The 14,275-nt window shown below is 64.4% G+C and carries 12 protein-coding genes and 1 tRNA gene; 2 read left to right on the top strand and 11 right to left on the bottom strand.

The window, feature by feature from the left end; genetic code table 11:
• Window positions 1–193 precede the first annotated feature (193 nt).
• Window positions 194–469 (bottom strand): metal-sensitive transcriptional regulator, encoded by a 276-nt coding sequence (locus IF803_RS20485; RefSeq protein WP_018269815.1) that lies wholly within the window; start codon window positions 467–469, stop codon window positions 194–196.
• A 65-nt stretch (window positions 470–534) separates the two neighbouring features.
• On the opposite strand from IF803_RS20485, the gene IF803_RS20480 reads away from it, so the two are divergent.
• On the top strand, window positions 535–2,928 hold the full coding sequence (locus IF803_RS20480; protein ID WP_461193252.1) for a heavy metal translocating P-type ATPase: 2,394 nt from the start codon (window positions 535–537) through the stop codon (window positions 2,926–2,928).
• A gap of 170 nt (window positions 2,929–3,098) precedes the next feature.
• Here the strand turns inward: IF803_RS20480 and IF803_RS20475 are convergent, their stop codons facing one another.
• From IF803_RS20475 to trxB, 3 genes are all read right to left on the bottom strand, one after another.
• On the bottom strand, window positions 3,099–4,013 hold the full coding sequence (locus tag IF803_RS20475; protein WP_461193251.1) for a 4-hydroxy-tetrahydrodipicolinate synthase family protein: 915 nt from the start codon (window positions 4,011–4,013) through the stop codon (window positions 3,099–3,101).
• A gap of 530 nt (window positions 4,014–4,543) precedes the next feature.
• The gene (locus IF803_RS20470) at window positions 4,544–5,464 is read right to left on the bottom strand and encodes a LysR family transcriptional regulator (RefSeq protein ID WP_026192264.1); all 921 of its coding nucleotides are present in this window, start codon (window positions 5,462–5,464) and stop codon (window positions 4,544–4,546) included.
• Between the two features lie 2 nt (window positions 5,465–5,466).
• Window positions 5,467–6,432 (bottom strand): thioredoxin-disulfide reductase, encoded by a 966-nt coding sequence (gene trxB / locus IF803_RS20465; protein WP_461193250.1) that lies wholly within the window; start codon window positions 6,430–6,432, stop codon window positions 5,467–5,469.
• A 281-nt stretch (window positions 6,433–6,713) separates the two neighbouring features.
• Here trxB and IF803_RS20460 point away from each other — a divergent pair, with 281 nt between their 5' ends.
• Window positions 6,714–7,193: an Lrp/AsnC family transcriptional regulator gene (locus IF803_RS20460; RefSeq protein WP_016845095.1), complete on the top strand. Its 480-nt coding sequence runs from the start codon at window positions 6,714–6,716 to the stop codon at window positions 7,191–7,193.
• Between the two features lie 8 nt (window positions 7,194–7,201).
• On the opposite strand, the gene IF803_RS20455 is transcribed toward IF803_RS20460, so the two are convergent.
• The 7 genes from IF803_RS20455 to IF803_RS20425 all read right to left on the bottom strand — a co-directional run bounded on the left by IF803_RS20455 (window position 7,202) and on the right by IF803_RS20425 (window position 14,245).
• Window positions 7,202–7,654, bottom strand: a complete 453-nt coding sequence (locus IF803_RS20455; RefSeq protein ID WP_461193249.1) for a DoxX family protein — start codon at window positions 7,652–7,654, stop codon at window positions 7,202–7,204.
• A 214-nt stretch (window positions 7,655–7,868) separates the two neighbouring features.
• Entirely contained in the window at window positions 7,869–8,273 is a 405-nt protein-coding gene (locus tag IF803_RS20450) for a DoxX family protein (protein WP_304498806.1), read from the bottom strand.
• 96 nt (window positions 8,274–8,369) lie between these two features.
• Complete coding sequence (locus tag IF803_RS20445; RefSeq protein ID WP_461193248.1) at window positions 8,370–8,774, bottom strand: DoxX family protein; 405 nt, start codon at window positions 8,772–8,774, stop codon at window positions 8,370–8,372.
• Between the two features lie 172 nt (window positions 8,775–8,946).
• Window positions 8,947–9,420, bottom strand: coding sequence for a transcription elongation factor GreA (greA, locus tag IF803_RS20440; RefSeq protein ID WP_018269816.1), 474 nt, complete (start codon window positions 9,418–9,420; stop codon window positions 8,947–8,949).
• 197 nt (window positions 9,421–9,617) lie between these two features.
• On the bottom strand, window positions 9,618–13,082 hold the full coding sequence (gene carB, locus IF803_RS20435; protein ID WP_461193247.1) for a carbamoyl-phosphate synthase large subunit: 3,465 nt from the start codon (window positions 13,080–13,082) through the stop codon (window positions 9,618–9,620).
• Between the two features lie 320 nt (window positions 13,083–13,402).
• A tRNA-OTHER gene (locus IF803_RS20430) sits at window positions 13,403–13,478 on the bottom strand.
• A 77-nt stretch (window positions 13,479–13,555) separates the two neighbouring features.
• The gene (locus IF803_RS20425) at window positions 13,556–14,245 is read right to left on the bottom strand and encodes a class I SAM-dependent methyltransferase (RefSeq protein WP_461193246.1); all 690 of its coding nucleotides are present in this window, start codon (window positions 14,243–14,245) and stop codon (window positions 13,556–13,558) included.
• Window positions 14,246–14,275 lie beyond the last annotated feature (30 nt).

Here is a 14,275-nt window from a genome sequence, read left to right as displayed (position 1 = left end):
CGGCGTCAAGCGCCAAGGACCCAACGGCTTCCCGCCCACCCACATCCTGACAGACTTCCAAGACACAGGGACCCATAACCACAGGGGCGCGTTGTTGGAGCGAGCTGTGGCCCCAGCTCGCTCCATCCCACGTCCTGTGGTTATGGTCCGTCTTTTCGCAGGGACGGCATCGAGTATGGGGGTGGTGCTTAGATCACCGATCCGCGCGCCCGATCACGTCCATCAGTTCGGCGATCTTGCGCCGCTGGTCGGCCTTGTCGCCGGACGAGATCGCATGCTCGACGCAATGAGCCACATGATCGCGGAGGACCTCTTCCTCGACGCGGCGCAGCGCCGCGCGCGCGGCCGCGATCTGCGTCACCACGTCGATGCAATAGCGGTCGTCCTCGACCATGGCGGCCAACCCGCGGATCTGACCTTCGATCCGTTTGAGCCGTTTTAAGCAGGATGTCTTGACCTCGTCTCTCATAGGTCACATATACCCCCCTAGGGTATATAGATCAAGAGGCCGGGTTAGCGGCCGGGAAGAGTTTCGTGGCACACGCAAAGCACGACCATTCGCACGCGGATCATCACCACAATGGCGCGGCCGCGCATTCCTGCTGCGGCGGCAAGCATGATCACGACACGACGCCAGCCGAGGTGGCGTTCGCGATCGATCCGGTCTGCGGCATGAAGGTCAACCCGGCGACCGCCGAGCACCGCTTCAGCTACAAGGGCGAGGAGTACCTGTTCTGCAGCGGCCGCTGCCGCGAGCGCTTCGAGGCCGAGCCGGAAAAATTCCTCAAGCCGCGTGAACCGGAACCGCCGGCGCCCGCGGGCACGATCTACACCTGCCCGATGCATCCCGAGGTGCGCCAGGTCGGCCCCGGAAGCTGCCCGATCTGCGGCATGGCGCTGGAGCCCGAGCAGGTCTCGCTCGACGACGGACCGGATCCTGAACTGATCGACATGACGCGGCGATTCTGGATCGGCCTCGCGCTGACCTTGCCGGTGTTCGTGCTCGAGATGGGCAGCCATCTCGGGCTGATGCATCTCGTGCCACAGGGCTGGTCGAACTTGATCTCGTTCGTGCTGGCGACGCCGGTCGTGCTGTGGGCCGGTGCGCCGTTCTTCGTGCGCGGCTGGCAGTCGCTCGTCACCCGCAATCTCAACATGTTCACGCTGATCGCGATGGGCACCGGCGTCGCCTATGTCTATAGCGTGGTCGCGACGCTGGCGCCGCAGCTGTTCCCGCCCGCGTTCCGCGACATGCATGGCGCGGTCGCGGTGTATTTCGAGGCGGCGGCCGTGATCACGGTGCTGGTGCTGCTCGGCCAGGTGCTGGAATTGCGCGCCCGCGCGCAGACCTCGGGCGCGATCCGCGCGCTGCTCGGCCTCGCGCCCAAGACCGCGCGGCGCATCACCGAACATGGCGATGAGGATATCGACATCGACGCAATCAAGGTCGGCGACCGCCTGCGCGTGCGACCGGGCGAGAAGGTGCCTGTCGACGGCGTCGTCGTCGAGGGCAGTGCGGTCATCGACGAGTCCATGGTCACAGGCGAGTCGATGCCGGTCACGAAGGCCGAAGGCGAGAGGGTGATCGGCGGCACGGTCAACCAGAGCGGCGGCCTCGTGATGCGCGCCGAGAAGGTCGGCCGCGACACGATGCTGTCGCGGATCGTCGACATGGTGGCGAAGGCGCAGCGCTCGCGCGCGCCGATCCAGCGGCTCGCCGATCGCGTCGCCGGCTGGTTCGTGCCGGCGGTGATCGCCGCCGCCGTGCTCGCCTTCATCGCCTGGACGGTGTTCGGTCCGGAGCCGCGCCTGACCTTCGCGCTGGTCGCCGCCGTCACGGTGCTGATCATCGCCTGCCCCTGCGCGCTGGGATTGGCGACGCCGATGTCGATCATGGTCGGTGTCGGCCGCGGCGCGCATTCCGGCATCCTGATCCGTGACGCGCAGGCGCTGGAGCGGATGGAGGCGATCGATACGCTGGTCATCGACAAGACCGGTACCCTCACCGAGGGCAAGCCGAGGGTCGTGCGCGTCATTGCCGCCGAAGGGTTCGGCGAGAGTGATCTGTTGCGGCTGGCGGCCAGTGTCGAGCAGGGCAGCGAGCATCCGCTGGCGCAGGCGATCATCGCCGCTGCCAGGGAGCGCAAGCTCTCATCCGCCGCCGTCAGCAATTTTGCCTCGCCCTCCGGCAAGGGCGCGACCGGCACGGTCGAAGGCAGGCAGGTTGCGCTCGGCAACGCGGTGCTGATGGCCGAGTTGAAGATCGCGACGGCAGCGCTCGACGAGGCGGCCGAGGCCGCGCGGCGGGACGGTGCGACGGCGATCTCTGTCGCGGTCGATGGCCGCATCGCCGGGGTGGTCGCGATCGCCGATCCGGTCAAGCCGTCCGCGACCAGCGCGCTGCAGGCGCTGCGTGCCGAGGGCCTGCGCATCGTGATGTTGACCGGCGACAATGAGACCACCGCGCGGGCGGTGGCAAAGACGCTCGGCATCGACGAGGTCGAGGCCGGGGTTCTGCCGGAGCGCAAGAGCGAGGTCGTGCAGCGGCTGCGCGGCGAGGGCCGCACCGTCGCGATGGCCGGCGACGGCGTCAATGACGCGCCGGCGCTCGCCGCCGCCGATGTCGGCATCGCGATGGGCGGCGGCACCGACGTCGCGATCGAGAGCGCCGGCATCACGTTGCTCACCGGCGACCTGATGGGCCTGGTCCGGGCGCGGCGCTTGTCGGTCGCGACCATGCGCAACATCCGCCAGAATCTGGCGTTCGCCTTCGTCTACAACGCCGCCGGCGTGCCGATCGCAGCCGGCGTGCTGTACCCGCTGTTCGGCATCCTGCTGTCGCCGATGGTCGGCGCCGCCGCGATGGCGTTGTCCTCGGTCAGCGTGATCGGCAACGCGCTGCGGCTTTCGCGGGTGAAGCTGGATTGAACTTTCTTACCTCGCCCCGCTTGCGGGGAGAGGTCGGATCGCATGGAGCGAAGCGAAATGCGAACCGGGTGAGGGGGACTCTCCACGAGTCTGTCTCTCACCGTTTGCGCGGAAGCACCCCCTCACCCCAGCCCTCTCCCCGTAAGAACGGGGAGAGGGAGAAAGCGCGATCACGCCGGCAGCAGAAGCTGCGCGCGCCGTTCCATCTCGGCGTCGAGCCAGGTTGCGAGATCCTCGCTCACCGCGACCATCGGTAGCCGCACCTCGGGGCTGTCGATCAGCCCCTGCCGCCACAGCCAGTGCTTGGCGGGCGCGGGGCTCGGTTCGGCGAACAACAGCCTCGTCAGGCCGACGACGCTCTGCCAGGCAGCCAGCGCCGCGTGGCGCTGGCTCTGCTGCAACAGCGTGCGGATCGCAGCGAAGGTGTTTGTTTCCAGATGTGCGGACAGCAGGATCGCGCCGTCGGCGCCGTCCGAGAGCGCATCGAAAGTCTGCGCATCCTCGCCGGTCAGCACGCGGAAGCCGGCCGGCCGGCGGTTGAGGAAGTCGATCGACTGCGCGCGGTCGGCGCAGCAATCCTTCATGCCGGCGATGTTCGGATGGTCCGCGAGCGTCAGCAGCGTCTCGTTGGTCAGGTTCACCGCCGTGCGATAGGGAATGTTGTAAAGCACGATCGGCCACGAGGCGTGATCGGCGAGCGCGCTGAAGTGCTGCACGAGCCCGCGTTGCGAGGGCCTGATATAATAGGGGCTGGCGATCAAATAGCCGTTGATCGGCCAGTCGGCCGTGTCTTCCAGCGCTTCCTTCATCCGGGCGGTCGAGGCGCCGGAGAGCCCGAGACAGACCGGCAAATGGCGGGAGCTGGCACTCAGTTCGTCGAGCACGACGCTCACCAGCCCCTCCAGCTCGTCCATGCTGAGCGCCATGCCCTCGCCGGAGGTTGCGCCGAGAATGAACCCGTCGACGGGGCCATTGGCGTAGTGCCGTACGAGACGCCGCAGCGACGTGGCGTCGAGCTCGCCGTTACGGAATGGCGTGATCAGGGGCAGCCAGAGGCCCTGCAATTGCTGGTGTAGATCGGTCATGTTCCATCTCCTCAAGAAGGCAAGGCCGGAGACGGGACCAACAAAAAACCCCGTCCAGGCGGCGGGGTTTCGGGATCGGTTTGAATGCGAAGGTGATCTTATCGCGCGCGATCTCGTGTCCCCGGGAGGGGAGCTTTTTTCGACGACAGAACGGCGCACGAAGTCGTGATCATGGGATAATGATGCTGCGCTGCGAGGTTGTTGTCAATGCACAGGCTGACCGCGACGTGCGGCGCGTTTTGCGCATGACGTGGAGGTGAAAAGGCACGGCGATGAAAAAAAGCCGGGCTCAAGTGAGCCCGGCTTAAGGTATTGGCCACGTGAGGCCGACACAATCACCTTCCAAGAGGGATTACTGAACTTCCGCGCCACTGGAGGAGGGGGACATATGCGCGACGCGAACGCTCAGCGTGTAAACACTATGATCCCCATCGACGCCTTGCAGCAACTATCCAGGTCGCATGTCAGTCATGCGGAGACCGGGGGCAGCACGGATATCCCTATAAACCAGCCCTATAAGGGCCGCTTAATCACGACGGCCAGCGCTGCGCCTTGCTGACCACGAAGTCGCGGAACACCTGCACGCGGGCCACCGTCTTCAGCTCTTCCGGATAGACGAAGTAGGTGTCGAGCGCGATCGAGTCGGACTCGCCGAACAGCTGCACGAGGTTGTTCTGTTCCACCAGATAGTCCGGCAGCGCGGCGATGCCGAGGCCCTGCTGGCAGGCGCGCACGAGGCCAAGGATGTTGTTGACCTTGAAGTAGGGCTCGCGCGGACCGGAGCCGTTGCGGCCGGCATCGATCAACCAGCTGCGGTTTTGCAGATGTGCCGGCACCTGCGAGTCGCCGAGCATGATGATGCGGTGCGAGTCGAGATCATCGAGCGTGCGCGGCGTGCCGAAGCGCTTGATGTATTCCGGCGAGCAATAGGCATGGAAGCCGATCGAGAACAGCTTGCGCTGGATCAGGTCCGGCTGGGTCGGCTTGCGGGTGCGGATCGCGACGTCGGCCTCGCGCATCGAGAGGTCGAGATCCTCGTCGGTGACGATCAGCGAGATCCGGATGTCGGGATAGAGTGCGGTGAACTCGTCGAGCCGCGGGATCAGCCAGTTGATGCCGAGCGCCGGCGGCGTCGTGATCTTGAGGTCGCCGCTCGGCCGCTCGCGGCTGTCGGTGAGCTTTGCGCGGGCCGCCTGCAACTGCATGAACACGTCATGCGCGGTGCGGAATAAGAGGTCGCCCTGTTCGGTGAGGATCAGGCCGCGGGCGTGGCGGTGAAACAGCGACACCGAGAGCTCCTGCTCCAGCGCGCTGACCTGGCGGGAGACCGCCGATTGCGACAGGCCAAGCTGTTCGCCGGCATGCGTGAAGCTGCCGGCCTCCGCCGCTGCGTGAAAGACCTTCAGCTTGTCCCAATCCATATCCGTAAATCCGTCGCGAGATCGTGCCATGATTATTCCGCCGCTGCGCGATCGCTCGCGCGAAGAGCCAGGAAGCGTTCCGCCTCGAGCGCAGCCATGCATCCGAGGCCGGCGGCGGTGACCGCCTGCCGGAAGGTTTCGTCCGCCACGTCGCCCGCGGCGAACAGGCCGGGCATCGAGGTCGCGGTGGAGTTCGGCGCGACCTCGACATAGCCCGACGGTTTCAGCTTGATCTGGCCTTTGACGAGCTCCGTCGCCGGCGCATGGCCGATCGCGACGAAGACGCCGTCGGTCTTGAGGTTCGTGAGCGCGCCGGTCTTGACGTTCTTCAGCCGCACATGGGTGACCTTGTTCGGGTTCTCCGATCCGCAGATCTCGTCGATCGCCGAATCCCACACCACCTTGATCTTGGGATTCTTGAACAGCCGCTCCTGCAGGATGCGCTCGGCGCGGAAATGATCGCGGCGATGCACGATGGTGACTTGGGAGGCGTGATTGGTCAGGTACAGCGCTTCCTCGACCGCGGTGTTGCCGCCGCCGACCACCACGACGTTCTTGCCGCGGTAGAAGAAGCCGTCGCAGGTCGCGCAGGCCGACACGCCGCCGCCCTGGAACTTTGCTTCCGAGGGCAGGCCGAGCCAGCGCGCCTGGGCGCCGGTGGCGAGGATCACGGTCTCGGCGAGATAGACGTCGCCGGAATCGCAGGTCAGGCGAAACGGGCGCTGGCCGAGTTCCAGCTTGTTGACGTGATCGGTGACGATCTTGGTGCCGACATGGGCCGCCTGCTTCTCCATCTGCTCCATCAGCCAGGGGCCCTGGATCACATCGGCGAAGCCGGGATAGTTCTCGACGTCGGTGGTGATGGTGAGCTGCCCGCCCGGCTGGATGCCCTGGATCAGCACCGGCTCGAGCATCGCGCGTGCCGCGTAGATCGCTGCGGTGTAGCCGGCGGGGCCGGACCCGATGATGACGACCTTGGCGTGGACAGGCGCGGGCATTAGCTGATCCCTCTCTTCTGGGGACTTTGACGGGGACTTGTGTGGGAAGCACCCCGGAGGCAGGTCACGGCGGTGCTAAAAGTGTCAAATCCAAGTCTAGGATATCTGGGAAGCTATGCAAGATTTGCAATCCATGGCAGCGATTTTTCCCCGGAACTGAAGTCACATTCGCGAAATCTTGCGCTGCACGCGCAATAAAATTGCGCAATGCCGGCTGGCTGCGCTATGAGAGTTGCCGGCGGACCTGCCAAGCCTTCCAAACCCTAGGGAACTGTAGTCGCGTGTCGAAGAACCTTGACGAGATCGACCTCAAAATCCTCGCCGAGATCCAGGCCGATGGCCGAATCACCAATGTGGAACTGGCCAAACGCGTCGGTATCTCGCCGCCGCCCTGCCTGCGCAGGGTCCGGGCGCTGGAGGAGGAAGGCTACATCCAGGGATACCGCGGCCTGCTCGATCCGCGCCGCCTCGGCTACGACGTCACGGTGTTCGCCTCGGTGCATCTGTCGAGCCAGGCCGACGCCGATCTCCGCGCCTTCGAGAATTTCGTGCGCGCCGAGCCGCTGGTGCGGGAATGCTGGATGCTGTCGGGCGAAGTCGATTTCATCCTCAAATGCGTCGCGCCCGACATGGCGACGTTCCAGGATTTCGTCACCCATCTGACGGCGGCGCCGCACGTGCGCAACGTCAGGACGTCACTGGTGCTGCACAACTCGAAATACGAGGCCGCGGTGCCGCTGGGATTGAAGGCGGTCGGCTGACGCTAGCGCTATTCCGCTGCTGGTCTGAAGTGCGACTCTTCATTGCGCGACGCGCGCTCCTTCCCGATTACCGCGTCCACGCTCACCGGTCCGCCGCCTACCGTTGCAAGGTACAGACAGGCAAAGCAGAACAATATTGCAGCTGTTCCACCGTTGTTGAGCGGCAGAAGCACGGGCTCGCCCGTCTTCAGCATGTGGCCGAGAAGGTAGGCAAAGGCCATTTCACCGGACAGGATAAAGGCAGATATCCGCGAGAGCAGTCCTATCATCAACAATCCACCGAGCACCAACTCGATCGCGCCGGCCGTCATGATGAGTGGCGGCGGATTGGCGAAGGGGGCGAGCGCCGGAAACTTGAAGATTTTTGCAACCCCGTACTGAAACAGAAGCAGGCCGGTGATGAACCGGAACAGGCTCAAGAGATACGGTTGAAAGCTCGCCGCAAATCGATCCACATTCATCGCGCTCTCCACCATTGGTCCCTAGCGTCAACAATGGCGGAGCTTTTTGGTTCAAGAGGTGGTGCGATCGCGAGACCGCAACGTCCTTACAAGTTCGTGGTTTCATACGTGAAGGGTATCTTCGCCCTTACGTTGCGCCCTCGGTGGAGTGGTGCGCATGCTGTCGGATTTCGCCGTAAGGCCGTCATATCAACACGCTTCTGCCGCTAGCGTGCTATGGCCTCCGCTTTCGCAAGACCTCGAGGCTGAGCGGCCCGCCGCCTGCCGCGGCCAGGTAGAGGCAGGTGAAGCAGAGCAGTATCGCAAGCGTGCCGTCGTTAAGCAGCGGAAAGAAACTGACAGGCGCGTGCTCGATGAAATAGGCGAACGCCATCTCGCCGGAGAGAATGAAGGCGACGATCCGGGTCAGCAAACCCAGCATCAGCATTCCGCCGAGCACGAGTTCGAACATGCCGGCGACACCGAACAGCGAGAACGGCGTCACCTCGGCGAACATCTCGACATGCGGAAACTTGAACAGTTTGGCGACGCCGAACTGCAGGAGCAGCAGCCCGGTGATGAAGCGAAGAACGCTCAGCAGATAAGGCTGAGCGATCCTGCCGAGGCGGTCCAGGTCCATGTTGCTCTCCAAAAGAAAATGCGCGCCGTTGCGAGCGCGCATTATGGAGAATGAAACGGCGCTGTCACGCCTGGTGTGCGGTTCCTTGCTGGAGCGCTACGCGGTCTTACCCTCGCGGATCGCGTCGAGGCTCAACGGGCCGGGGCCGGCGAACACGAAATAAAGGAAGACGAAACAGTAGACCGCGGCGAGTTCGCCCCCGTTCAGGATGGGATAGAAGCTCTTGCCCGCATGCGCCATGAAGTATGCGACGGCGGTGAATCCCGAGAGGATGAACGCCACCGGACGCGTGAACAGGCCAACAATAAACAGCGCGCCGCCGATGAGCTCGATCAATCCGCCGACGCCCATCAGCGAGCTGATGTCGACGTTGGCGAACATCGGAACGGTCGGAAAATGGAGAATCTTCGCGGTACCGTGCTGCAGCAGGCTGAGTCCGACGTAGATGCGAAGGATGCTTAGAAGGCTGGGCGAATACCGCCCGGCGAGAGTGCTGATCATATTGCTCGTCCCAGATAGTTATGATATATAATAATTCCGGGTCGGAATTATTAACAAGTTAAGCAGATTTGACAACTCACAATCCTGTCAGAGCTGTGAGGAATTGAGGTACTGCACAACAAAAAAGCCGCGTGCGGGACGCGGCTTTTCTGCACCAGTCACGCGAAGGTAACTACCGCCACTCGACCTTGGTGATCTCGTAGGCCTTGGCGCCGCCCGGCGCCATCACCTCGACGGTGGTCCCCTTCTTCTTGCCGATCAGCGCGCGCGCAAGCGGCGAGGTGATGGAGATGCGGCCCTTCTTGGCATCGGCCTCGACTTCGCCGACGATCTGCCACACCGCCTTCTTCTCGGTGTCCTCATCGATCAGCGTCACGGTCGCGCCGAACTTGATGGTGTCGCCTGACAGTTTCGAAATGTCGATGATGTCGGCGCGCGCGAGCTTGTCCTCGAGCTCGGCGATGCGGCCCTCGTTGTGTGACTGCTCTTCCTTGGCGGCGTGATACTCGGCGTTCTCGGAGAGATCGCCGTGCGAGCGTGCTTCCGCGATGTGTTCGATGATGCGCGGACGATCCACCGATTGGCGATGCTTCAACTCGTCCGTCAGCGCGGCGTATCCGCCCGCGGTCATCGGAACCTTATCCATCATCTTCGTCCTTCATCGCGCGCGCCCGGCGGCCGTGCACGAATATCCAGTTCAGCTAACGCAGGAATCAGGGCGCCAACGCGCCCGGAAGCCCAGTGATTTTCGGCCCCGCTAAGGGCCGTGACAACATCCAATCGCGCGGTGAGTTCCAGCCATTCGGCTAATTGACCGCTTCGGGCCTTCAGCCCGGGCAGCGGTCAGCTTTCGGAAAAGTAACTCTGAAGCGTGCGGACCTCAAGGTCCCCGGCCCGATAGGCCCGGATTCCCCGTGCGGCCGCCACCGCGCCCGAAAGAGTGGTGTAATATGGCACTTTATGCAAGAGGGCAGCCCGCCGCAGCGAGCGGCTGTCGGCCAGCGCCTGCGGACCTTCGGTGGTATTGAAGACCAGCTGGACGTCGCCATTGGTGATGGCGTCGACGATGTGCGGACGGCCTTCGAGCACCTTGTTCACCTTTTCCGTCGGCACGCCGTTGTCGCTGAGATAGCGCTGCGTGCCCGAAGTTGCCATCACCTTGAAGCCGAGCGAGTGCAACAGCCGCACCGCATCCGCGATGCGCATCTTGTCGTCGCCGCGCACCGAGACGAACACCGTACCCTGCCGCGGCACGCGCGTGCCGCCGCCGAGCTGGCTCTTCGCGAACGCGACCTCGAAGGAGCGGTCGATGCCCATCACTTCGCCGGTCGAACGCATCTCCGGTCCGAGCACGGTATCGACGCCTGGGAAGCGCGCGAACGGGAACACCGATTCCTTCACGCCGACATGGCCGAGCTTCTTCTTCTTCAGCTTGAAGTCGGCGAGCTTCTCGCCGGCCATGATCCGTGCCGCGATCTTGGCGACCGGCGTGCCGATCACCTTGGCGACGAACGGCACGGTGCGGGATGCGCGCGGGTTGACCTCGAGCACGTAGATCTCGCCGTCCTTGATGGCGTATTGCACGTTCATCAGGCCGACCACGTCGAGCCCGAGCGCGAGCTCGCGGGTCTGCCGCTCCAGCTCCTCGATGGTCTTGGCGTCGAGCGAATGCGGCGGCAGCGAGCAGGCGGAGTCGCCGGAATGGATGCCGGCTTCCTCGATGTGCTCCATGATGCCGACGATGAAGGTGTCCTTGCCGTCGCAGAGGCAGTCGACGTCGACTTCGGTCGCGTCGGACAGATAGCGATCGAACAGCAGCGGGTTCTTGCCGAGCACGGTGTTGATCTGTCCGGTCTTGTCGTTCGGGTAGCGCGCCTTGACGTCGGCGGGCACCAGCTCGGGCAGCGTTCCCAGCAGGTAGTCGTTGAGCTGGTTCTCCTCGCGGATGATCTGCATCGCGCGGCCGCCGAGCACGTAGGACGGACGCACCACCAGCGGCAGGTCGAGATCGGCGGCGACCAGGCGGGCCTGCTCGACCGAATAGGCGATGCCGTTCTTCGGCTGCTTGAGACGCAGCTTGTCGAGCACGCGCTTGAAGCGGTCGCGGTCCTCGGCGAGGTCGATCGCGTCGGGCGAGGTGCCGAGGATCGGCACTTCGGCGGCTTCGAGCGCGCGGGCAAGCTTCAGCGGGGTCTGGCCGCCGAACTGCACGATCACGCCGTGCAGCGTGCCGTTCTTGCGCTCGGTTGAGATGATCTCCAGCACGTCTTCGGCGGTGAGCGGCTCGAAATACAGCCGGTCGGCGGTGTCGTAGTCGGTCGACACCGTTTCCGGGTTGCAGTTGACCATGATGGTCTCGTAACCGGCGTCCTCGAGCGCGAAGCAGGCATGGCAGCAGCAATAGTCGAACTCGATGCCCTGGCCGATGCGGTTCGGGCCGCCGCCGAGGATGATCACCTTCTTGCGGTCCGACGGCGCGCTCTCGTCGGCAAATTCGCCGGCGAACGGCCGCTCATAGGTCGAATACATGTAGGCGGTCGGCGAAGCGAACTCCGCCGCGCAGGTGTCGATGCGCTTGAACACCGGGCGCACCCCGAGCGCGTGGCGCTTGGCGGTGACGTCGGCCTCGGTGGTCTCCGTGAGCACGGCGAGCCGCGCGTCGGAGAAGCCCATCGCCTTCAGCATCCGCATCGCGAACGCATTGGTCGGCAGGCCGCTGCTGCGGATCTTGCCTTCCATCTCGACGATGGCGCGCAGTTCGGCGAGGAACCAGGGATCGATCTTGCAGGAATTGAAGATATCTTCGTTCGACCAGCCGAGCCGCATCGCCTGCGCGACCTGCAGCAGGCGGTTCGGCGTCGGCGTGCCGAGCGCGGCGCGGATCGCGTTCTTGTCGTCGCTGCGGCCGAGGCCCTCGATGTCGATCTCGTCGAGGCCGGTCAGCCCGGTCTCGAGCCCGCGCAGGGCCTTCTGCAGGCTCTCCTGGAAGGTACGGCCGATCGCCATCACCTCGCCGACCGACTTCATCGAGGTGGTCAGCGTGGAGGAGGCGCCGGGGAATTTCTCGAACGCAAAGCGCGGAATCTTGGTGACGACGTAGTCGATCGTCGGTTCGAACGAGGCCGGCGTCGCGCCGCCGGTGATGTCGTTGGCGATCTCGTCGAGCGTGTAGCCGATCGCAAGCTTGGCCGCGACCTTGGCGATCGGGAAGCCGGTGGCCTTCGAGGCCAGCGCCGACGAGCGCGACACGCGGGGATTCATCTCGATCACGACCATGCGGCCGTCGTCCGGATTGATGCCGAACTGCACGTTGGAGCCGCCGGTCTCGACCCCGATCTCGCGCAGCACCGCAATCGATGCGTCCCGCATGATCTGGTATTCCTTGTCGGTGAGCGTCAGCGCCGGCGCCACCGTGATGGAATCGCCGGTGTGCACGCCCATCGGATCGACGTTCTCGATCGAGCAGATGATGATGCAATTGTCCTTCTTGTCGCGCACCACCTCCATCTCGAACTCTTTCCAGCCGAGAACGGATTCCTCGATCAGCACCTCGTTGGTCGGCGAGGCATCGAGGCCGCGCTCGATGATGTCGAGATATTCTTCCTTGTTGTAGGCGATGCCGCCGCCGGTGCCGCCGAGCGTGAAGGAGGGGCGGATGATCGCGGGCAGGCCGATGTCGGACAGCGCCATCAGCGCTTCGGCCAGGGCCTGCTGCTGGTAGCGCTTGCGCCGCTCGTTCTCGCCGCCTTCCCACTGCCGTTCGAAGGCTTCGAGCTCAGGGCCGGACAGCTTGGCCTGATCGGCGAGGTACTTGTCGCGGTCGGACTTCTTCAGCGCCGACGCATTGGCGAGCCGCGACCTCGGCGTCTGCAGCCCGATCTTCTCCATGGCGTCGCGGAACAGCTGGCGGTCTTCCGCCTTGTCGATGGCGTCGGCGGTGGCGCCGATCATCTCGACGTCGAACTTCTCCAGCGTACCCTGCTTGCGCAGCGACAGCGCGCAGTTCAGCGCGGTCTGGCCGCCCATCGTCGGCAGCAGCGCGAAGCCGCCGGGCAGGACGTGGCGTTCCTTTTCGATGATCTTGGCGACGATTTCGGGCGTGATCGGCTCGATATAGGTCGCGTCCGCCAGCTCCGGGTCGGTCATGATCGTGGCCGGGTTGGAATTGACCAGGACGATCCGAAAGCCCTCTTCCTTGAGCGTCTTGCAGGCCTGCGTGCCGGAATAGTCGAATTCGCAGGCCTGGCCGATCACGATGGGACCGGCGCCGATGATCAGGATGGTGGAGATGTCGGTTCTTTTGGGCATCAGCTCTCGCGGACTGGAATTTGGGCACAAAAAAAGGGCGCGCTTCCCGCGCGTCCCTCGAGCCATGCGCTACATCTTGTAGCGCCGGAAGCGCGATCCTTCGCGCGCGGGTGGTCTTTAGACCAGTTTCCGCACCCGCGAAACCCCCAAAAGCGCCCCATCAACCGCGATTCTGGGGGAAATTCCTCGTTCGACGTATGGCCGGCTGGGCGAGGGATGTGGGAGGGGGCTACCGGCCCGGCTTCGCCCTGCGGGCAACGCCGCGGCGGCCTTCGCCACGAGAAGGCCTGCCGAGCCGAAGCTGCGTCAGCAGCGAAGGCTGGAGGCCCGGCCTGGATTTGAACCAGGATAAACAGTGTTGCACCACTGCCGCGTCGACGCTTCCGCCACCGGGCCGAGCGGATCATTGCTGATTATTTCAGCCGCCGCTATGTTTCCTTCTGGGTAACGTTAACGCGTCGTGCAACCCTGGATCAGTGGTGCGCCACGAACGTCATCCGCCACGGATTGTGCCCGATGTTGCGCGGCGCGCGCGCAGCGCTGAACCCCGCGGCGCCGAGCTTCGCGATCATCTCGTCCTCGCGGTAGCGCTGCAGTCCGATCCTGGTGCGCAGCTGGCGGTAGTCGGACAGTGCGGTTGAAGCCAGCCCGACCAGCGCATCGCGGAGGAAGCCGTGGGTCGCCGCAAAGCGCAGCAGTGCCACGACATCCCTCGCCATGCCGACTTCGGGCCGCAGGATATCACCGAGCACGAACCGGCCGGAGGGCTTCAGCACGCGGTGGATCACGTCGAACGCGGAATCGAGCTCCCGCGGCGTCATGTATTGCGCGACTGAGTTCATCACCACGAGGTCGATCGAGTCCGCGTCCATGTGCTTCAGATCATCGAGCGAGCGGACACGGATTCGGGTGTCGGGCGCAAAGCGCGCGACCAGACGGCCGCGTACGCCGGGCGCCGGCTCCGCCAGATAGAGCTGGGCGCAGGCATTGGCGACCTTCGCCGCCGACAGCGCCTCGCCGCAGGCATAATCGAGCACCACGGCATCCGGCGAAGCGATGTAGCCGATGATGTCGTTTGCGATGATCTGGAAATGCAGGTCACGGTGCAGTCGGCTCGCATAGATCGTATGCGTGGAATCGTAATAATCGATCCATTCATCCATCGCGTTTGGTATCCGGCAGAACGGGGTTCC

The organism is Bradyrhizobium sp. UFLA06-06, assembly GCF_054820065.1.
Note: the sequence above shows the minus strand (reverse complement) of the source record. Positions and strands in the feature narration are given on the sequence as shown.

What these genes read in the sequence shown, in the direction of transcription:
- IF803_RS20485 (WP_018269815.1), bottom strand. Translation starts at nt 469, where the DNA reads ATGAGAGACGAGGTCAAGACATCCTGCTTAAAACGGCTCAAACGGATC.
- IF803_RS20475 (WP_461193251.1), bottom strand. Translation starts at nt 4,013, where the DNA reads ATGACCGATCTACACCAGCAATTGCAGGGCCTCTGGCTGCCCCTGATC.
- IF803_RS20470 (WP_026192264.1), bottom strand. Translation starts at nt 5,464, where the DNA reads ATGGCACGATCTCGCGACGGATTTACGGATATGGATTGGGACAAGCTG.
- trxB (WP_461193250.1), bottom strand. Translation starts at nt 6,432, where the DNA reads ATGCCCGCGCCTGTCCACGCCAAGGTCGTCATCATCGGGTCCGGCCCC.
- IF803_RS20455 (WP_461193249.1), bottom strand. Translation starts at nt 7,654, where the DNA reads ATGAATGTGGATCGATTTGCGGCGAGCTTTCAACCGTATCTCTTGAGC.
- IF803_RS20450 (WP_304498806.1), bottom strand. Translation starts at nt 8,273, where the DNA reads ATGGACCTGGACCGCCTCGGCAGGATCGCTCAGCCTTATCTGCTGAGC.
- IF803_RS20445 (WP_461193248.1), bottom strand. Translation starts at nt 8,774, where the DNA reads ATGATCAGCACTCTCGCCGGGCGGTATTCGCCCAGCCTTCTAAGCATC.
- greA (WP_018269816.1), bottom strand. Translation starts at nt 9,420, where the DNA reads ATGGATAAGGTTCCGATGACCGCGGGCGGATACGCCGCGCTGACGGAC.
- carB (WP_461193247.1), bottom strand. Translation starts at nt 13,082, where the DNA reads ATGCCCAAAAGAACCGACATCTCCACCATCCTGATCATCGGCGCCGGT.
- IF803_RS20425 (WP_461193246.1), bottom strand. Translation starts at nt 14,245, where the DNA reads ATGGATGAATGGATCGATTATTACGATTCCACGCATACGATCTATGCG.